Here is a 20,778-nt window from a genome sequence, read left to right on the forward strand (position 1 = left end):
CGGTTGCAACTATATGCGGGCGGGCTTGCGGCAGAACAAGTGCCGGGAAGGCCCGGAAAACCCGTGCCGCAAAAGAGAAAGGCCGGGGCTGCGCGCGCCCGGCCTTGAGAGTCGTCTGTCAGGCCGCCTCGCGGCGGCATGCGTCACTTTGCGGAAACGACGGTGGCGAGGCGCTTTTCCACTTCCTGCGCGCTGATCGCGCCCGGCACGCGCGTGCCATCCTGGAAGATGATGGTGGGCGTGCCGGTGATCTTGTGCTTTTTGCCGAGGGCCAGGTTGCGCTGGATGGCTGCGGTGTCGCAGCTCGCGGCAGGGGTGACCTTCTCGCGCAGCATGTGGTCTTCCCACTCCTTCACGCGGTCCTTCGCGCACCAGATGTTGCGGCTCTTTTCTGCCGAATCGGGGCTCAGGATGGGGTAGAGGTACAGATAGACCGTGACGTTGTCCACGTTCTGCAGATCTTTCTCGAAGCGCTTGCAGTAGCCGCAGTTCGGGTCTTCGAACACCGCGATCTTGCGCTTGCCGTTGCCACGCACGATGGTGAACGCGTCGGCCACGGGCAGCGCGTTGAAGTCGATGGCGGTGAGCTTGTTGATGCGGTCTTCGGTGAGGTTGCGGCGCGCCTTGGTGTCGATGAGCTCGCCCTGAATCAGGTAGTTGCCCCAGCGTCGGTGTAGAACACGTCCGTGCCCATGCGCACCTCGTAGAGCCCCTTCATCGGCGTGGCGGAGATTTCCTCGATGTTCTGCAACTGCGGAATGCGCTCGGTCAGGGCCTTGCGGATGGCCGCCTCCTGTGCGAACACGCCCGTGCCCGTTGCGAGTGCGGCGACTGCCAGCAAGCTTGTGACTAGTTTCATGGTGCTTTTCTCATTCCACTCAAAGGTTCTTCAAATTCAATGCATCGGCGGGCCGTGCATGCGGCCACCGCACTTCAACGCTTGGCCGGTGGCTGCAATCCCATCGCCTGACGTGCGACCCATTCCTTGACCGGGCCGCTCATCTCGAATCGTCTCATGCCCCAGTTGCGCAACGCCTGCAGCGGTGACTCCTGACGGGCAAACAATTGTTGCAGCGCGTCCATCGTCGTGCCAAGCGGCAGCAGTGCGGACTTGCGCTCGCGCTCGTACTGACGCAGCAGACGCATATCGCCCACGCTGCGCCAGGTGGGGCGCTCGCTCAGAATGCGTGCCAGCGCGCTCGCGTCGGCAAGACCGATGTTCAGTCCCTGACCGGCCAGCGGGTGCACGGTGTGCGCCGCGTCGCCAGCCAGCACCCAGTGGGGGGCATTGGTTGATTCCCGGTCGGCTTGTGGCATCGTGCCACACCAGCGACGCGCCTGCGCCTGCTGAAGCGGCCATGAGGCGCGCGCGGCCGCGAGTTCCAACGTGCCGAGACTGTTTTCGCTCAGTGCTTGCAGCTTCTTCGCGAAGGCCACATCATCCGCAGCAAGCCATTGCGTCACCTGCTCCTGGGGGATTGACCAGACAACCGCCACAGAGTTCCCTTCGGGCCCCTCGAGCGGCAAAAAAGCCAGAATGCTGCCATCTGGCGTGAACCATTGGCGCGCGATCTGGCTGTGGGGGCGTTCGCTGCGCAACCGGGTCGCTATCGCGGTCTGGCCGTAGGCCGTGGTGTCGAATTCCACGCCGAACTCGCTGCGGCTCTTGCTTGCACGGCCCTCGCAAACCACGGTGAGCGGCGCCGACACCGGCGCGCTGACCACCTCGACCAGCGACTGAAACCGGGTCGCATCGGCCAGACGCTGCTCGAGCGCGGGCACATCGACGATCCAGGCCATCGCCTCGGCATGCTGGCGGCCGGCGTCGAACGTGACCGAACCGCCCTGATCGCCATGCACCTGCATTTGCAGCACCGGCGTGGCATGTTCGGCCTCGGGCCAACAGCGCACAGACTGCAGGACTTCGCGCGAGGCGACGTTCATTGCATAGGCGCGCACGTCGGAATGCGACGACGCCCGCGAACCCGCGGAGTCCACCAGAGCAACGGACAGGCGCTCGCGCGCCAGCAGCAGCGCAAGCGTGCGGCCCACGATGCCCGCGCCGCGAATACAAACGTCAAAGGATCGGTCAAATGATTGCGCCATGCGGGAATTGTAGAAGGCGCGGCGCAACCGCCACGCGAGCAGGCGAGAATCCCCATCTCGGCACAGGCACCAACCGGATGTCCGCAGGTCGAGCCACCGGAGTTGAATGACATGAATTTCGCGACCGAACACGATCTGTCGGGCACCCTCCACGGACTGTTCATCTATCCGATCAAGTCCTGCGCAGGCATTGCCGTGCAGGAGGCCAGGCTGGTCGAAAGTGGTCTGCAATGGGATCGCGCCTGGATGGTGACCGACCCCGAGGGCGCGCTGCGCACCCAGCGCGAGCTGCCGCGGATGGTGCTGATCGTGCCCGCATTGGTAGGTGACGAACTCGTGGTGAATGCGCCGGACATGCCAGAGCTGAGGTTGCCCAGCGCCGTGCCGGCCGCAGGCGAGCGCGACACGCGCGCCCGCGTCTGGCGCGACACCGTGTCCGCTCGCGACATGGGCGACGACGCCGCCACGTGGTTTTCCCGTTATCTCGAAGTGCCGTGCAGATTGGTGCGGTTCAATCCCGATCACCGCCGCATCGTCGATCCGGACTGGACGGGCGACGTCGAGGCCGTCACCCAGTTCGCCGATGGCTTTCCGATGCTCGTGACCAGTACGGCTTCGGTGGACGATCTCAATCAGCGCCTGTCGGGCGCGGGCGAGGCCACCGTCGATGCAAGGCGCTTTCGCCCGAATCTGCTGATCGAGGGGATCGAATCGCACGACGAAGATCGCATCGACTCACTGTTCATCGCGGCGCAGGATGAGATCGTCGAGCTGCGCATGGCCAAGCCCTGCACCCGCTGCCCCATGCCCGACGTGAATCCCGACAACGCGGAGGTCGGCACGCAGGTCAACGCCATGCTGCGCCAATACCGTCAGGACCCGCGCGTGAATGATGCGCTGACCTTCGGCATGAACGCGATCACGCTTCAGGGTGAAGGGCAGGTGCTGCGTGTGGGCCAGCGTGTCGGCGCGAACCTGAGCTTCGACTGACACTTGGCCCGATAAAAAAACCGCGCCGGTTTTGATGGCGCGGTTGCACAGCGGTGGCCTGCTCTATTGCGCGCTTATTGCGAATCCAGCTTTTCGCCGCTGCGCGCCACTTCCTGCGCCTTCATGTGGCTTTCGATCAGCAACTGGTAGTTCGGGAAAATGCCTGTATACGCCTCGGCCCATTGCGCGGCGTCGTCGCGATTCCAGGTGCGCTGCAGTTCGGAGGCCACACCAGCGGTATCGATCGGCACGACACCGGCCTGCATCACGCGAGCGAGGGTGACTTCCTGAGCCATCTTGGAGTAGGTGCCCGAGGCGTCGATCACGGCAAACACCTGGTAGCCCTCGGCCACCGCCGCGATGGAGGGGAAGGCCATGCACACGCTGGTGATGGTGCCTGCGATGATCAACTGCTTCTTGCCGGTGTCTTTCACCGCCTGCACGAAATCGGGGTTGTCCCAGGCGTTGATCTCACCCTTGCGTGCGATGTAGCGCGCATGCGGCGCGTTGGCGTGGATTTCGGGAATCAGCGGGCCGTTGGGACCCTGCGGCACGGACGCTGTGGTGATCACCGGAATCTTCGCCAGCGTGGCGATTTTCGCCAGCGTCGCGGCCAGGCTGCGCAGCGTGGTGAAGGGCATGTCGTGCACGGTCTGGAACAGGCCGCTCTGATGGTCGATCAGCAGCATCGCCACATCGTCGGGATTGATCACGGGCTTTGCGCCGTTGAAGTTGGCAGGCAGGGAAGTGTTTTGCATTGTCATGTGGAGTTTCTCCGGTGGGTTAAATCAGTGAGTGAAAAAAAATGGGACTGCGGGCCACGGTCCACCGGCATCCGGTGCCTTGTGGCGCCCGGATGCGCGGTGTCTACCGTGGATATCTCGGCGTGTCAGCGGTTCAGTTCGCAGCCGGGCTGATCTGCCCGAAGCGTCCGCTGTTGAAGTCCGTGATGGCCTGCCGGATTTCGGCGTCGGTGTTCATCACGAACGGGCCGTATCCGACCACGGGCTCGTCAATGGGCTCGCCCGCAAGCCACAGCAGCGTCACGTCGCCATTGGCCTCCAGGTGCACGCCGTTGCCGTTGCGATCCAGGTGCACCAGTTGACCGGCGCGTGCGACCTCGTCGCCGTTGATCTGCACCGTGCCATGCAACACCACCAACGCAAGCGTGTGGCCGGGCTGCGCGGGCAGCTCCACCGACGCATCGGCCTTGATCCGCACGTCCCACACGTTGATCGGCGTGAAGGTACGAGCAGGCCCGTGGGCGGCGGCATAGTCACCCGCGATCACGCGCAGCGTTCCGGCACCGTTGGGCAGATCGACCTGCGGGATATCCTTGTTCAGCAGGTTCTGGTAGGTCGGTGGGCTCATCTTGTCCTTGGACGGCAGATTCACCCAGAGCTGAACCATCTCGAACGGGCCACCCTCGCGGGCATAGTGCTCCGAATGGAACTCCTCATGCAGGATGCCCGATGCGGCGGTCATCCACTGCACGTCGCCGGGACCGATGGTGCCGCCCGAGCCGGTGGAGTCGCGGTGTGCGACTTCGCCGTCGTAGACGATGGTCACGGTCTCGAAGCCACGATGCGGATGCGTGCCCACGCCCAGCTTCTGCGTTGTGGGCGAGAAGTGATGCGGGCCGGCATGGTCGAGCAGCAGGAACGGGCTCAGTGCGCGGCCATGATCGCCATAGCTGAACATCGAGCGCACGGGGAATCCGTCTCCCACCCAGTGAGGGCGAGGTGCTTCGTACACACCCAGAATTTTGTTGAAGGCCATGGTTCTCTCCTTTTGCGGGCGGGACCGTCGCGACCTGTGTGTGCGTCGATCACCAGCCAGCCGTTGAACATGGATAGAAGTATGGGGATGAGACGATGATTTGAGTAGACGCTAATATTCGGCTACAGAGTTCTATTTTTGAGACGATGAAACTTCCAGATCTCAACGAGCTGTACTACTTCGCCCAGGTGGTGGAGCACGGCGGCTTTGCGCCAGCAGGGCGCGCGCTCGGCGTTCCCAAGTCCAAGCTCAGCCGCCGCGTGGCGCTGCTTGAGGAACGCCTTGGTGCGCGGTTGATCGCGCGTTCGACGCGCAGCTTTGCGGTCACCGAAGTCGGCGAGCGCTACTACCAGCACTGCCGCGCCATGCTGACCGAGGCGGAGGCCGCCGAGGAGTCGGTGGCGCTCATGCAATCCGAGCCCGCGGGCGTGGTGCGCCTGAGTTGTCCGGTGGCGATCCTGTCCACCCGCGTCGGGAAAATGCTCGCGAAATTCATGGCGCAGCATCCGCGCGTGCAGTTGCACGTCGACGAAACCAATCGCCGCGTCGATGTGGTCGGCGAACGCCTCGACATCGCCATCCGCATTCGACCGCCGCCGCTTCAGGACAGCGATCTGGTGCTGCGCGTGCTCGCCAAGCGCCGTCAGTGTCTGCTGGCCAGCCCGTCGCTGATCGAGCACTGCCAACGCGCCAGCGGCCCCACCGATCTGGCCCACTGGCCATCGCTCGACATGGGCCAGCCCCAGGAGATACACCGCTGGGTTCTGCACGGCCCCAACGGCGAGCGTGCCGAGGTGCGCCACTCACCAAGATTCGTCACGCAATCCATGCTCGCGCTGATCGACGCCGCGGTGCAGGGGGTCGGCGTGGTCCAACTGCCGCGCATGCTGGTCGACGAGCAGCTTCATCGCGGCGAGCTGGAACAAGTGCTCCCGGGCTGGGAACCCCGCGAGGAAATCATCCACGCCGTCTTCGCGTCAAGGCGAGGACAGTTGCCTGCGGTGCGGGCGTTGCTGGATTTCCTGGGGGACGAGTTCAAGGGGATACACGAGGACTGAGCGCCCGCAGGATGCCCGAAGAGCGATCGTTCCCCTGAGGCCACTTCCTGCCGATCGGATGTCCGGCAGGAAGCGGTAGTCTCAATCAAGGCACGCGTCGTCGGCGCAGGCTTACCCAGGCAAAGCCGCCAAGCAGCGTGGACAGCGCGATCAACGCCCACTCACCGAGCGTGGGTACTGCCGCAGCGTCGATGGGCGCAGCGCCCGCCGTCACGGTGGTTGAAGCGACATTGTTGGCGCTGTTGCTGTCGACCGTCGATGTTCCAGCCGTCGTGGTCAGTGTGACCGAGCCAGCGGTCGTTGGCGTGAAGGTCGTCGCGCAGCTCATGCTGGCACCCACCGCCAGACTGGCCATTGGCGAGGCGGGGGTGCAGATCGTTGTGGCACCGCTCGGAGCGCCGGTCACGGTGCAGGTGGCCATGGCAGCGCTGTCGGGGCCATTGTTGGTGCAGGTCGTCGTCACGGTGGTGGATTGACCCGTGACGGCACTCACGCTGGTCGGCGCGGCAGCCTGCATGTCCGCGGCTGGAGGCACGGCGGTGACGTTCACGGTCTGCACATTGTTCCCGGGATTGGGATCGGTGGAGGTCGAACCTGCCTTCGTCGTCAGCGTCACGGTACCGGGCGTGGTCATCGTGAACGAGGTGACACACGCAATGGACTGGTTGGGCTGCAGATCGGTGCTGCCCGAGGCCGGTGTGCAGATCGTCTGCGCACCGGCTGGGGCGCCACTCACTTCGCACGTCGCCGCAGCAGCGATGTCCGGGCCGTTGTTGGCACACACCGTGGTGATGCTGCCTGGCACGCCGAGCCCCCACTGGATGGGCGCGGTGGGCGTTGCAACCATGTCCGCAACCGGCGTCACGGTCAGGGAAGCTCCGGTCGTAGGAACCAGCGCGGTCGTGGTAACGATGCCCGGCCCCGCCTGCGAGCCAAAGGCGTTTTGCAGAATGGCGCCGCTCGCGGGAAGCGGTGAAGCCGCCTGGGCCGTGACGTCCACCGAGATGGTGCATTCACTCGCGCCCGCTGCCAGCACGCCGCTTGTCACATCAATGACGGCGGCCCCGGATGAAGCTGCGACCGTGGTTGCGCCGCACTGATTGCTGATGTTGGCCGGACTGGCGACCACCATTCCCACAGGCAGCGTGTCCTTGAACGTCCAGCCTGCCTTTTCGAGTAGATCCGTCGTGTTGGTCACGGTAAAGGTCAGTCGGCTGGTCTGGCCCACGGAAATGGCCGCAGGCGAAAAACTCTTGGCGAGATTGGGTGACACATCGAGCATGACGATGTTGTCGAAGGCACCGTCGTTGCCCGAGCCGCGCGAGTTCAAATTGGTGAATCGCATGCCGACGGCGGCGTCAGTGATCAGGTAGGCACGGTCACCGCGCAGTTGGGCCGCAAACACCGGGCTTCCGTTGAAGGTGTTCTTGGGCAGATAGCCGGGCTCATTGGTTTTTGTGGCATCGAACGCGTAGCGCGTTCCCTGTCGGCATGGATTGAGCGCGGTGGTGTTCATCGGCAACTCGGACGCGTCCGGTTTGATGAGTTTGAACATGTACTGCGGCTCGGAATTCGTTTGAGGGGCGTAGTCGCAGAACAGTTGACCGCAGCGGCGGCGACTGAAAACGTCAGGAAACGACCTCCTGGCGGAATAGGAATGTTCTTGTTGGTCTTGAGAATCGTGAATTCGCGCGCGGCTAGGTTGTCATAGGCTTCGGTATAGGCCGCGATGATGTGATTGCCGGTGTTGTCCGACGGCCTGGTGTTGGGCGTTGGATTCGTCACTTGCCCCAGCACGTTGGCAAGCACCTGCAGGTTCTGCCACGCAGCGATCGAATTACCGAGGCCTGCCGGATTCACGGGCGAAAGTTGCCGTGCGTTGCAGATCAGTGGGCTGCCTGCGGCAGCGCCCGCGTTCGGATTGGCCATGTCATAGCTCACCCAGATGCCGTTGCAATATCCCGGGTTGATCCAGTACGGCCGTGTATCGATGGTAAGGTATTTTTCTGAAGCTACGGCGCCGTAGGTTTCACCAAGCGCGGCTCCCGCAAAGTCGGTTGCGGCGCTCACGTATTGATCGAGCAACAATGGCTTGAGCGGCCCGGACGCGTTCGGCGCTGCCGTGTTGTCAAAATTTTCACTGAACAGGGGGAGCGGTGCCACTGGCGCAGCCATCAGGGACGACGAGGCGAGCAGTCCGGCGATCACGAGTGGGATGTGCGCAGGGGCAAAAAGCAAATTGGGCAAGGGGAAGGTCCTCAATGGCGAAATGCATGCAATGCCAGCCTGTCTCCCGCACCACCGCCCAGGGAAAACGTTTCCAGCGTCGGCGCACACGCCCTATCGATAAACAAATCAGGTGAATTTTCTGATTGGTTTTTACAATTTAAACCCGCCATTGGCAAGCCAACGGCCCGCGGCTCCTGTGCGAAATGCGCAGAGCATTCGCTTGCTATCGAGTACAGGCGACAGCACGCAGCTGCAAATTGCTGACATTGCGTTCGACAATCTGTTTCGCATTTGCAACGAAATGAATGCACGGTCGTTCAGTCGCCTGCGTTTTTCGAGCGTATTGGGTGATCAGTACAATCAGCAGCTATTTCCCCGGCAGAACGAGGGCGGCGTCCTCTCCAATCCGGCACCTCCCTTGTTGCACACGTGATCCAGTCCCCGCGCCACGCCTGCGGATCACGCGCCTCGGCCACGCTGGCTTTGTTGGGGTCGATGGTTCACAAGGGGTTGATTTACCAAAGGAATTTCCATGAGCCTCAAATGCGGCATCGTGGGCCTGCCCAATGTGGGCAAGTCCACTCTTTTCAACGCGCTGACGAAGGCCGGCATTGCCGCCGAGAACTATCCGTTCTGCACGATCGAGCCGAATACCGGTGTGGTCGAAGTACCTGATCCTCGTTTGAAGGATCTGGCAAGGATCGTCGAGCCGGAGCGCGTCGTTCCCGCCATCGTCGAGTTCGTGGACATTGCCGGGCTGGTGGCCGGCGCTTCGAAGGGCGAGGGCCTTGGCAACCAGTTTCTCGCGCACATTCGCGAGACCGACGCCATCGTCAACGTCGTGCGCTGCTTTGAAGATCCGAACGTGATCCACGTGGCGAACAAGGTCGATCCGATTGCCGACATCGAAGTCATCCAGACCGAGCTGTGTCTCGCCGATCTGGCCACCGTTGAAAAGGCGCTGAACCGCTACAGCAAGGCGGCCAAGTCGGGCAACGACAAGGAGGCCGCGAAGCTGGTGTCGCTGCTCACGCCGATTCAGGCCGCGCTCGATCAGGGCAAGCCTGCACGCACGGTGCCCGTGAGCAAGGAAGATGCGCCATTGCTCAAGTCGTTCTGCCTGATCACGGCCAAGCCTGCGATGTTTGTCGGCAACGTGTCGGAAGACGGCTTTGAGAACAATCCGCTGCTCGAAACCCTGAAGTCGTATGCTGCCGCGCAAGGCGCACCAGTGGTTGCGATCTGCGCCAAGATCGAAGCCGAAATGTCCGAAATGGGCGACGAAGACCGCGACATGTTCCTTGAGGAAATGGGCCTCGAGGAACCCGGCCTGAACCGCCTGATTCGCGCTGGATTCAATCTCCTGGGTCTGCAGACGTACTTCACCGCCGGAGTCAAGGAAGTGCGCGCCTGGACCATCCACGTCGGCGACACCGCCCCGCAGGCCGCCGGCGTGATCCACGGCGATTTCGAGCGCGGCTTCATCCGCGCGCAAACCATCGCGTTTGACGACTTCATCCAGTACAAGGGTGAACAGGGCGCCAAGGACGCGGGCAAGATGCGCGCGGAAGGCAAGGAATACGTCGTCAAGGATGGGGATGTGATGAACTTTTTGTTCAACGTCTGAGTTATTGAGCCCCAAACGGGAGTTGGCGTTTTTCACACCGAAGATGATTGTCGCGTGACGCACGGCATGTTCGCGAGCTACCGTTCTTGCGCATCTTGTGAAGCAGGGTAAGCCGAAGGAAGAGGCCTTTTGTGCTGACGATACTAATCCAATGGATTACAATATTTCATGAGTGAGGCCTTGCACGGCATCGCTGAGCTGCCCACCTATACCCGCCTAGCCGATAAGCTCTTGAACACGGATGAGCGCCAAGATCTGATCGACTATTTGGCCGAGCATCCAAAGGCCGGAGATGTAATGGAGGGTACGGGCGGGGTGCGCAAACTGCGCTGGCGGCGTGGTGGTCAAGGCAAGAGTGGCGGCGTGCGTGTCATCTACTACTATCACGATGACCTCATGCCGTTGTATCTGCTGACGGTGTTCGCCAAGGGCGACAAGGCCAACCTGACCAAGGCCGAGCGCAACGATCTGGCCGACCTTGTTGATGTGTTGGTCGAAATCTGGAGAGAAAAGACGTCATGAGCAACGCATTCGAAAGTATCAAGCAGGGCCTGCAAGAGGCCATTGCCCACGCCAAGGGCGACGAGCGCGGCGTGCGCGTGCACCGTCCGCGCGTCATCGACGTGAAGGCCGTGCGTGCCAAGGTCGGCATGACGCAGGAACAGTTCGCGGCTCGCTTTGGTTTTTCTACGGCAACCTTGCGGCATTGGGAGCGCGGCGACCGCACACCGCACGGCCCGGCGCTAGTGTTGCTCAATGTGATTGAACGTAATCCGCAGGCTGTCATCGACGCCCTGGCTTGACTGCGCAAGGCTATCCTGAGGGGATATGACGGCCGGCGCGAAATGACAAACCATGCCCGCACACCTGAATCCATGCGGCTTTAACGCGACAATTTATTTCTATACAGCGTCTGACGACGACGCCCCAGCATCCGCGTCCGCGCCAGCACGAACCCCATGCGGTTCATGCTGGCGTTTTTATGGTCCGTTCAGACAAACGCGTTATTCTGGCGGCTTCCAAAAAATGGAGGCATTTCAAACATGAAGCCGCAATTTCGTCGCTGCGTGGTGGCCTTGGGGGTGGCGCTGGGTATGACTTTGATGGCAGCGCCGGCGATCCATGCCGAGACGCTGAAGAAGCCCGCGCTTGATGCCATCGCCGCTCGTGCGATGCCGGGGGCGGTCAGCTTTCCGGAATTTTTGAAGGGCGTTGCGCAGCAGCATCCCGACATTGCGCCAGCGGTACAACGCTATGTCGATGGGCAGCAGCAGGCATTGCAAGGGGATGACCTCGTCAATATTGCGCGTCTGCTGGGGCTGTATACGCGCCTGACGCAAGAGGCCAGGGTGCTTGCAAGCATCGAGCAGATGGTGGCGCTGCCGACGGTGCGTGATGCAAAAATTCCACCGCACGAAAACCCGTCGATCATCGAGTTTGGTCAACTGGTCGAGCGCATGGCACGGGACTTTGGTCTGCAGTATCGCAACGTGGACAACCGCATTTTCGAGGTGACGCTGCCCGGTTCCGGGCGGGATGAATTCGGCATCCTCACGCACGCCGACGTGGTGCCGGTGGTCGCTGCCGAATGGGTGATCGATGGTCGGCAGATCGATCCGTTCAAGGTCACGCGCGTTGGAGACAAGCTTTATGGTCGCGGCACGATCGACGACAAGGGGTCCATCGCCACGGTGCTCTACGCGATGAAGGCGGTGAAGGATTCCAGGCTGCCGCTCGCGCGCGGCATTCGGTTGATGATCGAGACCACCGAGGAAACCGGTGGCGATGCGATGAAGTACTACCGCGAGAAGACCACGCTGCCCGAGCACAACATCGTGCTGGACAGCAAGTACCCGGCGGTGGTTGCGGAAAAAGGCACGGGCGCGATCAAGGCATTCTTTGCCGATGTGCAGAGCGCCGACGCACAGCAGCCGACGATGACCGCGATGGCTGGCGCGGCGTCTTCCAACGCGATTGCGCAGACGGCGACGGCGAGCATCGAAGCGGGCGATGCGACCGCGCTCGCGGCGGTGGCCCGCAAGCTGCAAGCGGCCAGGGACGGTTTTGTGGACGCCCACCAGAAACTCGGCAAGTTCAGCATCGACATCGCGACCGGCGCCAACAAGCTGGACATCAAGGTCACCGGTACCTCGGCCCATGGATCGCGCCCGGAAGAAGGCGTGAATCCGGTGCCGCGTCTCGCGCTGTTTATGGAGCAGACACTGCTGCAGCAAGCCGCTGGCGAGAAAGCGCTGCTGCAACGCAACCAGTACACCGATGCGGTTCGCTACATCAATGCGGTGTACGGCCTCGACTACTTCGGCAACGCGCTCAAGCTCGCGTATGCGGACGATTTCATGGGACCACTCACGATCTCGCCCAATTTCATCAAGGCATCGAACGGGCAACTGGAAGTGACTGCCAATGCGCGCATGCCACGCGGCAGGTCGCCCGAGGAATTGAAGGCAAGCGTGGAAAAGGGCATTGCCGATTGGAGCGCTGCGGCCAAGGTGCCGGTGAAGATCGACTACACCCAGGGCAACTGGATGGCGCGCGACCCCAGGGGCGCGTGGCTGGCGACGCTGCTGAACATCTTTGGCGACACCACCGGGCTTGATGCCAAGCCGGTGCCGACGGCGGGCAGCACCACGGCCAAGCTGATGCCCAACGCCATCAACTTCGGCCCTGCAATGCCGGGCAAGAAGTACACGGCACACAACGCGCTGGAGTACAAGGAAGTGCCCGATCTTCAAGCCGACATGCAGATGTTCACCGAGATGCTGGTGCGCATCGGCAATCTGCAGCAGATGCAGTGAACGATGCGCAGCCCGATCAGAACTCCACGGTCGCGGAAAGCCAGAGGCGGCGGCCTTCACCGGGCTCGGGACGCGCGTGCTGATGACGGCGTTGCCCGCGTCCCCTGTGGGCTCAAGCGCCGACGCCTCGCGGTGGAAGGTGCTTGAGCGCACGGTCAGGCCGAGCAGGTCCTGCTTGATCGGGCCGCTCAGATAGACGTTGGCTCCATGGTTGTCGCAGCGGTCACCGTTGCGCTGCAGCGTGCCGTTCACGTGGCCGAGCCCACCCATTCATTGCCGACCTTGCGCGTGATGATGTTGATGACGCCGCCCACGGCATCCGAGCGATCCGGCTGGTTCGACGCAATGCCGCACGATCGGCGGTGCTATTTGTGCCTAAATGTTCGCACCTGTAAACGCAATGCTGCTTCGCGAAGCGTGAGCGCATCAGCGTTCGAGCCCGGCGACCCCATGGGATAATTTTTGCCGTCCGGCAATCACGCCGTGCAAAAATTCCCATCACCTTGAGCGCAAAGAAATCCGACCATCATTGTGTGCAGGCCGATCTGGTGGCGGTGCTGGCCGCCGTCACCGCAGGCCAGCCGCGCGTTCTCACCACGCAGGATGGACGTACCTTGCCTGCCGGGCCGTTCACCGCCGGTCATCGCTCGCTCCAGGCGAGCCTGCGCGAATGGGTGGAAAACCAGACGCACCATCCGCTCGGCTACGTCGAGCAGCTCTATACCTTCCCCGACCGCGACCGCTCCGAGGCCATGGGCATGCGGGCGATTTCGATCAGCTACCTGGGGCTCACGCGCGAGGCCGACGACGAGGGTGCGGCCCAGCCCGGCTGGCATGACTGGTACCGCTATTTTCCGTGGGAGGATGTGCGTGATGGCGAGCCCGCACTGGTGGGCAAGCTCATCGCGCCGCGCCTGCGCGAATGGTGTCGCGGCGCGCCCAATGCGGCGCTCAGAAGACAGCGCACGCAACGTGTGGCGGTGATGTTTGGTCACGGTGACAACGAGTGGAACGAGGAGCTGGTGCTCCAGCGCTATGAGTTGCTGTTCGAGGCCGGGCTCGTCGAAGAGTCGCAGCGTTACGGCATTCGTTCTGAGTCGGAGGGCGGCACGCTGCTGCCGGGTGCCAGCATGGGCCACGATCACCGCCGCATTCTGGCGACGGGCATGGCGCGTCTGCGCGCCAAGATCAAATACCGGCCCGTGGTTTTCGAGCTGATGCCGCCCGAATTCACGCTACTGCAATTGCAGCACACCGTGGAAGCTCTCGCGGGCGTGGCCTGCACAAGCAGAACTTTCGCCGCCAGATCGAGCAGCAGGCGCTGGTCGAGGAAACCGGAGCGATGGCGATAGGCGCGGCGGGGCGACCGGCCAAGCTGTTCCGGTTCCGCCGCCATGTGATTCTGGAGCGCGCGATGTCGGGCAACAAGCTGCCGCTGGCACGCGGCTGATTCCTTCCCGCGCCCGCCCGCGCGGCGGGAATTTCCATGCGCTTGACGGAGCTTATGCTCATGTTTAGCATAACGAGCACTCCCATTTTTCGACTTAATATACTCAAAATGAGCATAAAAAAAGAGACTTTCCCGCTGCCCATTCCTCCGCTGCCGGACGTGATGCTCGAACCCCTGGTGCGCATGGCGCTGCTCGAAGATCTCGGGCGTGCTGGCGATCTCACGACCGACACCATCGTGCCTGCGCACGCGCAGGCCGAGCTGCGGCTGATCGCGCGGCAGGAGGGTGTGCTGGCAGGGCTCGATCTGGCTCGCCTCGCGTTCTCGCTGATGGATTCGCGCCTTGAATTCAAGGTCATTTGCGCCGATGGCACGCTGTTGGCGCCGGGCACCGAGATTGCGCGCATACGCGGATCGGGCCGAGCCATCTTGAGCGCCGAGCGCGTGGCGCTGAACTATCTGTGCCATCTGAGCGGAGTGTCCACTGCCACGCATTCGATTGCCGAGGCCATCAAAGGACACGGCGCGCGCGTGACCTGCACGCGCAAGACCATGCCGGGGATGCGCGCGTTGCAGAAATACGCGGTGCGTGTCGGCGGCGGCAGCAACCATCGTTTTGGTCTCGACGATGCGGTACTCATCAAGGACAATCACATCGCGCTCGCTGGTGGTGTCGAAGCGGCGGTGAAGCGTGCGCGTGCTGGCGTTGGCCACATGGTGAAGATCGAGCTGGAAGTGGACACGCTCGCGCAATTGCAGGTCGCGCTCGAGCTGGGCGTGGATGTGGTGCTGCTCGACAACATGGGTCTCGATGATCTGCGCGCCGCCGTGGGCATGTGCAAAGGCCGCGCGATCACCGAAGCCTCGGGCCGCATCACGCCCGACACGGCCGCAGCGGTGGCGGCGACGGGCGTCGACCAGATCGCGGTGGGATGGATCACGCACAGCACGCGCGTGCTCGATATCGGGCTCGATGCATGAACCCCGCGCGGCGCAGATGACCGGAACGGGCCGCTCCGGGCAATGGCACGGAAGGTGTCCCGTCATCGGAATCTATGGCTGAGCGGTGCTCTCGGGCATTAACGATCACGTCATTTGCGGGCTGGATAATGCGCCGCTTTCGTGAAAGATGCCGTCCCCATGAATTCGTTGAAGATCGTCGCCGCACCACTGAGGGTGGCTGTCCTTGCCCCGCTGCTGCTCGGCGCGGCCAGCGCATACGCTGCGCGTCCGATGATCACGGACGATGCGCGCGTGGTCGATCCCAAGGCCTGCCAGGTCGAGAGCTGGGCGCGACGCAATCAGGATGGAACGAACGAATTCTGGGCTCAGCCCGCGTGCAACTTCACGGGCAATCTGGAACTGACGCTCGGTGGCGCCATCACGCGCGAGAGCGGTGGCGCAACTCACGCTTCGGCACAGGTGCTGCAGGGCAAGACGCTCTTCAAGCCGCTTGAGACCAATGGCTGGGGCGCGGGGCTGGTGCTCGGCACGGTGCGCGATCCACGTGCGAGCGCGGGCGCGGGTCGCGACTGGTACGGTTTCGTTCCGATGAGCTTTTCGTTTGCCGGGGATCGCTTTGTGCTGCACACGAACCTTGGCTGGCAGCGCGACCAGGGCACCCGGCGTAGTCACGTGATGTGGGGCGTTGGCAGTGAAACACGACTCACCGATCGATCCTTTGCCGTCATGGAAACCTTTGGCGCGGCCGATGGCAGGCCGCATTATCAGGTGGGTGTGCGCTACTGGCTGGTGCCCGAGCGCGTGCAGGTCGATACCACTTACGGAAACCGGTTTGGCGGTGGCGGTGATCGCTGGATATCGGTGGGGCTGCGCCTGCTCTCGCCAGCATTTCTGCCGTGATTCTCAGAGCGGAATGGTTTTGAGCAGCACCGTCGTCATCACCAGATAGCGCAGGAACTTGCCGATGGCCATGTAGCCTGCGCAGGGCCAGAACGGCAGGCGCATCCAGCCCGCGACCGCGCACAGCGGATCACCGACCACGGGCAGCCAGCTCAGCAGACAGGTCTTGGCGCCGAACTTGCGCAGCCACACGCGCGCGCGTCGTTCCGTGCGCGAGAGTTCGCGCGGCCTTTTGTGGTGTGCGAGTTCGGGATGCCCTTCGAGTCGGCGTTTGCGCGCGGCGTTCCACGCCTTGTGCGCGCCAAGCCCCATCCACCAACTGACCATGCCGCCCAGCGTATTGCCGGCCGTGGCGATCAGAACCGCAGGCCAGAACAGATCGGCATTGAGCTTGATGAGCCCGAACACTGCAGGTTCGGAGCCCAGCGGCAGCAGCGTGGCCGAAATGAACGAGACGATGAAGATCGTGCTCAGCCCGAATTGGGGCAGCGCGAGCCATTCCAGCAATTGATGTAGCCATGCTTCCATAGGCCCGCAAGTGTAGGCCCTTGGGCATGCGCCCGTGTGTCAGCGCAGGTGGACAATTTCTGGCCGTCGTCAAGTGGCGTGTGAACCGTCCGCGCTGGCCTCGCCGGTATTCTGCGCTGCCTAATTTTTGGGCAGGTATAATCGCGCCTCTTTTCCTGCGCTTTGCCGCCTCTTCAAGCCTTTTCCTCCCTATGTCTGCCCTGCACATTGGTCATATCCCATTGGCGAACAACCTGTTTGTTGCTCCCATGGCGGGGGTGACCGACCGGCCGTTTCGCCAGCTCTGCAAGGCGCTTGGCGCGGGGTATGCGGTCAGTGAAATGGTGACGTCGCGCAAGGATCTCTGGAACAGTCTCAAAACTTCGCGCCGCGCCAATCACGACGGCGAACCGGGCCCGATCTCGGTGCAGATCGCCGGAACCGACGCCGCGATGATGGCCGAAGCGGCGGTCTACAACATCGATCGCGGCGCGCAGATCATCGACATCAACATGGGCTGCCCAGCCAAGAAGGTCTGCAACAAGTGGGCCGGATCGGCGCTCATGCAGAACGAGAAGCTGGCCGTGGAAATCGCGCAGGCCGTGGTCGAGGCGGCGGCTCCGCACAATGTGCCGGTCACGCTCAAGATGCGTACCGGATGGTGCAACGAGCAGCGCAACGCGGTGACGCTGGCGCGCGCCTTTGAAGACGTCGGCATCCAGATGCTGACCGTGCACGGACGCACGCGCGAGCAGGGCTACAAGGGTTTTGCGGAATACGACACCATCGCGGCCGTGAAGAATGCCGTGCGCGTACCGGTGGTTGCCAATGGCGACGTGAACAGCCCCCAGAAGGCACGCGACGTGCTCGCCGCCACCGGGGCCGACGCCATCATGGTGGGCCGCGCGGCGCAGGGGCGACCATGGATCTTCCGCGAGATCGGCCATTTTCTCGCAACGGGCGAGCAGCTCGCGCCGCCGCTCGTGGCCGAGGTGCGTCGTCTGCTGCTCGATCATTTGCAGGATCACTACCAGCTCTACGGCGAGCAGACCGGCGTGCGCAGTGCGCGCAAGCACATCGCCTGGTATGTGCGTGCGCTGCCAGGCGGCGAAGAACTGAGACAACATATCAACACTTTGGATGACTGCGCAGCGCAATGGCGCGCGGTGGCGGACTATTTCGATGCGCTAGGCGCACGAATGGACCGGCTGCCGTGCCTTGATTTTGCGGATGCGAACGCAGCTTCGGAACTGAGGGAATCGACCCATGAGCAAGAACAACATTGAAGACAGCGTTCGTGAGAGCCTGCAGAGCTATTTTCGCGATCTCGACGGAGAGTCTCCCGACGGCGTATACGACATGGTGATCCGCCTCGTTGAAAAGCCGCTGCTGGAGGTCGTGATGACGCAGGCCAACGAGAACCAGTCACGCGCCGCCGAGTGGCTGGGGCTCAATCGCAATACGCTGCGCAAGAAGCTGGTCGAACACAAGCTGCTGTGAACGGCGGCTCGGCAATATTGCAGCCATCGTTTGGATGGCGGGCTGGCTGACCGACTGCTTGAATGATTGATTGAACCCACGACCGTTGCACGCCCGGGCTGCAATGGCGCGCCGATTACCTGAACTTCTGCTGTACGAAAAATGAAAGCACTGATCTCCGTCTCCGACAAAACCGGCATCGTCGAATTTGCAGAGGCATTGCACGACCTCGGCGTGCAACTTCTGTCCACCGGCGGCACCGCCAAGCTGCTGGCCGACAAGGGCTTGCCCGTGACCGAGGTGGCGCAGCTCACGCAGTTCCCAGAAATGCTCGATGGCCGCGTGAAGACGCTGCATCCCAAGGTGCACGGTGGCCTGCTCGCGCGCCGCGATCTGCCCGAGCACATGGCGGCCCTGAAGGAGCACGGCATCGACACCATCGACCTGCTGGTGGTGAATCTCTATCCGTTTGAAGCGACCGTCGCCAAGCCCGGCTGCACGCTCGCCGATGCCATCGAGAACATCGACATCGGCGGTCCGGCAATGGTGCGCTCGGCGGCCAAGAACTGGAAGGACGTGGGTGTGATCACCGCCGCCGACCAGTACGCTGCCGTGATCGGCGAACTCAAGGCGGGCGGCAAGCTCAGCGACAAGCTGCGCTTTCAACTGTCGGTGGCCGCGTTCAACCGCATCTCGCAGTACGACGGCGCGATCAGCGACTATCTGTCGTCGGTAACGTTCGAGGACGAAAAGCTCTCGCAAGCCTATGTGCCCGAGCGCACCGTGTTCCCGGCGCAGGCCAACAGTCAGTTCATCAAGATCCAGGATCTGCGCTACGGCGAGAACAGCCATCAGCAAGCGGCCTGGTATCGCGACCTGTATCCCGCCCCGGGCTCGCTCGCGACCGGCGTGCAATTGCAGGGCAAGGAACTCTCGTACAACAACATTGCCGACGCCGATGCGGCGTGGGAGTGCGTCAAGAGTTTTGTCGAGCCGGCCTGCGTGATCGTCAAGCACGCCAACCCTTGCGGCGTCGCCGTCGGCAAGGATGCGCACGAGGCCTATGCCAAGGCATTCCAGACCGATCCGACGAGCGCATTCGGCGGCATCATTGCCTTCAATCGGGCGGTGGACAAGGCCGCGGCCGAAGCGGTTTCCAAACAGTTCGTCGAAGTGCTGATGGCCCCGGAATTCAGCGCCGAGGCGCTGGAGATCTTCAAGAGCAAGGTGAACGTGCGCCTGATGCAGATTGCCCTGCCCAAAGGCGGCAAGACCGATTGGGACAATGGCCGCAACGCCATCGAATCCAAGCGCGTGGGTTCGGGCATCCTGCTGCAGACCGCCGACAACCATGAGTTGCAATTGGCCGATTTGAAGGTCGTCACGGTCAAGCAGCCGACGCCCGAAGAACTGCAGGACCTGCTGTTCGCCTGGAAGGTCGCGAAGTTCGTGAAATCCAACGCCATCGTGTTCTGCAAGAACGGCATGACGATGGGTGTCGGCGCAGGCCAGATGTCGCGCCTCGATTCGGCGCGTATCGCATCGATCAAGGCCGAGGCCGCCAAGCTCACGCTGAAGAATACGGTGGTCGCAAGCGATGCGTTCTTCCCGTTTCGCGATGGGCTCGACGTGGTGGTCGATGCGGGTGCAAGCTGCGTGGCGCAGCCCGGCGGTTCGATGCGCGATCAGGAGGTGATCGATGCGGCCAACGAACGCGGCGTGGCCATGGTGTTCACGGGCGTGCGCCACTTCCGTCACTGATCGTAGTTCGCATCAGTGGCAGGCAACGACGACGAAGACGATGCGCCCCGCCGGCCCAGGTGGCTGGGCTGGGCCATCGTGATCTTCATGGTGATGGTGGCGTTCGGCGTCGCCAACGTGGGCTGGCTGATCATGCGGCCCGATCCCGTCTCCGAGCGGCAGGATGCGGCCATGCAGGCACGCCCCGAGTTGCTCGCGGGCAAGGCCCTGGTGCAGGGTTCCGACTGCATGCGCTGCCACGGGTTCGAGCGCAGCTACGTCGGACCGACCTTCGCCGATATCGGCAAACGCTACGCCGCGCGCGCAGACGGCGCTGAATACATCGCGCGCAAGATTCGTGAAGGCGGCGCGGGCGAATGGGGCCGCAACATCATGCCGCGCCATCCGCAGATCACGCAGCAGCAGGCCCTGCAAATGGCGCAGTGGATGATCGCGTTGACGCCTGGCGCAGCTTCGGCCAGCACCGCTTCCGACCCTCCAGCGAGTGCGCCTGCGGCTGTTACAACGCGTTGAAGCATGCTACGATTCGCGGGTTCCGCGCGGGCTTGACGTTCGCAACGAACAAGCGTTTGCAGGTGCCCACGTTCGTGGGTGAAACGGGAACAAGGTCAATCGTCGGCGGTCGCAATGATCACGATGACTGGAAGCCTTGGCTGCCCCGCAACGGTAAGTAGATGGAAAGCATTCCACGCGGTTTCGCTCAGGCGGGGCCGCAGTCACTGACGATGTCGCGCGGAAATTTTTTCCAAGGCGGCAAGGTCGGGAAGGCGGAATGCCAATGTGCGCGCAGCGCCCATCGTCTATGAGCCCGGAGACCGGCCTGCAGACATTCCGGTGCAATGCACTGAAACCATGACTGTCTGCGGGGTGTGGACGGCCTTCATTTCTGCGAGGCCAGTGCGGTGCCGCTTCAAGGTGCTGACGCGGTGTTCGCGTGCAATGGGGTCGCACTTCAGGCAGTCCTTGCTCTGTCTGAAAACATGTTCTCTTCGAACCTTCTGCCTGCGTCGCCAACCGATTGCGCGACCGCATCTCCATTTCCATTTTCCTTTCTTCATTTCCCGTTGCCCGCGTTGCGGCCCATGGCGCTGCACGCCTGCGTCGCGGCCACAT

The 20,778-nt window shown here is 62.8% G+C and carries 19 protein-coding genes, 2 pseudogenes and 1 riboswitch; of the genes and pseudogenes, 14 read left to right on the plus strand and 7 right to left on the minus strand.

The window, feature by feature from the left end; translation table 11 throughout:
* Positions 1-143: 143 nt before the first annotated feature.
* Together H9K75_RS16575 and H9K75_RS16580 are read right to left on the minus strand one after the other, a co-directional pair.
* Positions 144-859 (minus strand): annotated as a pseudogene (locus H9K75_RS16575) (DsbC family protein).
* Between the two features lie 74 nt (positions 860-933).
* Positions 934-2,106, minus strand: a complete 1,173-nt coding sequence (locus H9K75_RS16580) for an FAD-dependent monooxygenase (protein WP_187723451.1) — start codon at positions 2,104-2,106, stop codon at positions 934-936.
* Positions 2,107-2,217: 111 nt separating this feature from the next.
* Between H9K75_RS16580 and H9K75_RS16585 the strand changes: the two genes are divergently transcribed.
* Positions 2,218-3,096: an MOSC domain-containing protein gene (locus tag H9K75_RS16585; protein WP_187723452.1), complete on the plus strand. Its 879-nt coding sequence runs from the start codon at positions 2,218-2,220 to the stop codon at positions 3,094-3,096.
* Positions 3,097-3,170: 74 nt separating this feature from the next.
* On the opposite strand, the gene H9K75_RS16590 is transcribed toward H9K75_RS16585, so the two are convergent.
* Both H9K75_RS16590 and H9K75_RS16595 read right to left on the minus strand, forming a co-directional pair.
* On the minus strand, positions 3,171-3,860 hold the full coding sequence (locus tag H9K75_RS16590; RefSeq protein WP_187723453.1) for a hydrolase: 690 nt from the start codon (positions 3,858-3,860) through the stop codon (positions 3,171-3,173).
* Positions 3,861-3,993: 133 nt separating this feature from the next.
* Complete coding sequence (locus H9K75_RS16595) at positions 3,994-4,875, minus strand: pirin family protein (protein ID WP_187723454.1); 882 nt, start codon at positions 4,873-4,875, stop codon at positions 3,994-3,996.
* Positions 4,876-5,021: 146 nt separating this feature from the next.
* Between H9K75_RS16595 and H9K75_RS16600 the strand changes: the two genes are divergently transcribed.
* On the plus strand, positions 5,022-5,933 hold the full coding sequence (locus H9K75_RS16600) for a LysR family transcriptional regulator (protein ID WP_187723455.1): 912 nt from the start codon (positions 5,022-5,024) through the stop codon (positions 5,931-5,933).
* Positions 5,934-6,018: 85 nt separating this feature from the next.
* Here the strand turns inward: H9K75_RS16600 and H9K75_RS16605 are convergent, their stop codons facing one another.
* Together H9K75_RS16605 and H9K75_RS16610 are read right to left on the minus strand one after the other, a co-directional pair.
* On the minus strand, positions 6,019-7,488 hold the full coding sequence (locus H9K75_RS16605; RefSeq protein WP_187723456.1) for an IPTL-CTERM sorting domain-containing protein: 1,470 nt from the start codon (positions 7,486-7,488) through the stop codon (positions 6,019-6,021).
* On the minus strand, positions 7,446-8,180 hold the full coding sequence (locus tag H9K75_RS16610; RefSeq protein ID WP_187723457.1) for a hypothetical protein: 735 nt from the start codon (positions 8,178-8,180) through the stop codon (positions 7,446-7,448). Before H9K75_RS16610 ends, H9K75_RS16605 begins: the two co-directional genes overlap by 43 nt.
* A 112-nt stretch (positions 8,181-8,292) precedes the next feature.
* On the opposite strand from H9K75_RS16610, the gene H9K75_RS16615 reads away from it, so the two are divergent.
* The 8 genes and pseudogenes from H9K75_RS16615 to H9K75_RS16650 all read left to right on the plus strand — a co-directional run bounded on the left by H9K75_RS16615 (position 8,293) and on the right by H9K75_RS16650 (position 15,918).
* On the plus strand, positions 8,293-8,595 hold the full coding sequence (locus H9K75_RS16615) for a hypothetical protein (RefSeq protein ID WP_187723458.1): 303 nt from the start codon (positions 8,293-8,295) through the stop codon (positions 8,593-8,595).
* Between the two features lie 99 nt (positions 8,596-8,694).
* Positions 8,695-9,789 (plus strand): redox-regulated ATPase YchF, encoded by a 1,095-nt coding sequence (ychF, locus tag H9K75_RS16620; RefSeq protein ID WP_187723459.1) that lies wholly within the window; start codon positions 8,695-8,697, stop codon positions 9,787-9,789.
* A 168-nt stretch (positions 9,790-9,957) separates the two neighbouring features.
* A complete protein-coding gene (locus H9K75_RS16625; RefSeq protein ID WP_187723460.1) occupies positions 9,958-10,311 on the plus strand; it encodes a type II toxin-antitoxin system RelE/ParE family toxin in 354 nt (117 codons plus the stop codon).
* Positions 10,308-10,592 (plus strand): NadS family protein, encoded by a 285-nt coding sequence (gene nadS, locus H9K75_RS16630; RefSeq protein ID WP_187723461.1) that lies wholly within the window; start codon positions 10,308-10,310, stop codon positions 10,590-10,592. The genes H9K75_RS16625 and nadS overlap by 4 nt, the downstream gene beginning before the upstream one ends.
* A 240-nt stretch (positions 10,593-10,832) precedes the next feature.
* Positions 10,833-12,605 (plus strand): dipeptidase, encoded by a 1,773-nt coding sequence (locus H9K75_RS16635; RefSeq protein WP_187723462.1) that lies wholly within the window; start codon positions 10,833-10,835, stop codon positions 12,603-12,605.
* Between the two features lie 503 nt (positions 12,606-13,108).
* A pseudogene (locus H9K75_RS16640) lies at positions 13,109-14,055 on the plus strand (NUDIX hydrolase).
* Positions 14,056-14,163: 108 nt separating this feature from the next.
* Positions 14,164-15,036, plus strand: coding sequence for a carboxylating nicotinate-nucleotide diphosphorylase (gene nadC, locus H9K75_RS16645; RefSeq protein WP_187723463.1), 873 nt, complete (start codon positions 14,164-14,166; stop codon positions 15,034-15,036).
* A gap of 159 nt (positions 15,037-15,195) precedes the next feature.
* The gene (locus H9K75_RS16650) at positions 15,196-15,918 is read left to right on the plus strand and encodes a hypothetical protein (protein ID WP_187723464.1); all 723 of its coding nucleotides are present in this window, start codon (positions 15,196-15,198) and stop codon (positions 15,916-15,918) included.
* 3 nt (positions 15,919-15,921) lie between these two features.
* On the opposite strand, the gene H9K75_RS16655 is transcribed toward H9K75_RS16650, so the two are convergent.
* Complete coding sequence (locus H9K75_RS16655) at positions 15,922-16,446, minus strand: YqaA family protein (RefSeq protein ID WP_187723465.1); 525 nt, start codon at positions 16,444-16,446, stop codon at positions 15,922-15,924.
* Between the two features lie 191 nt (positions 16,447-16,637).
* Between H9K75_RS16655 and dusB the strand changes: the two genes are divergently transcribed.
* The 4 genes from dusB to H9K75_RS16675 all read left to right on the plus strand — a co-directional run bounded on the left by dusB (position 16,638) and on the right by H9K75_RS16675 (position 20,178).
* Positions 16,638-17,711, plus strand: coding sequence for a tRNA dihydrouridine synthase DusB (gene dusB, locus H9K75_RS16660; RefSeq protein ID WP_187723466.1), 1,074 nt, complete (start codon positions 16,638-16,640; stop codon positions 17,709-17,711).
* Positions 17,692-17,925: a Fis family transcriptional regulator gene (locus H9K75_RS16665; protein ID WP_187723467.1), complete on the plus strand. Its 234-nt coding sequence runs from the start codon at positions 17,692-17,694 to the stop codon at positions 17,923-17,925. The genes dusB and H9K75_RS16665 overlap by 20 nt, the downstream gene beginning before the upstream one ends.
* Positions 17,926-18,066: 141 nt before the next feature.
* Complete coding sequence (gene purH, locus H9K75_RS16670; RefSeq protein WP_187723468.1) at positions 18,067-19,665, plus strand: bifunctional phosphoribosylaminoimidazolecarboxamide formyltransferase/IMP cyclohydrolase; 1,599 nt, start codon at positions 18,067-18,069, stop codon at positions 19,663-19,665.
* 15 nt (positions 19,666-19,680) lie between these two features.
* Positions 19,681-20,178: a c-type cytochrome gene (locus H9K75_RS16675; protein ID WP_226858272.1), complete on the plus strand. Its 498-nt coding sequence runs from the start codon at positions 19,681-19,683 to the stop codon at positions 20,176-20,178.
* Between the two features lie 43 nt (positions 20,179-20,221).
* A riboswitch (cobalamin riboswitch) is annotated at positions 20,222-20,503 on the plus strand.
* Positions 20,504-20,778: the final 275 nt, after the last annotated feature.

The organism is Diaphorobacter aerolatus, assembly GCF_014489535.1.
In the GTDB taxonomy this organism is placed as follows: domain Bacteria; phylum Pseudomonadota; class Gammaproteobacteria; order Burkholderiales; family Burkholderiaceae_C; genus Diaphorobacter_A; species Diaphorobacter_A aerolatus.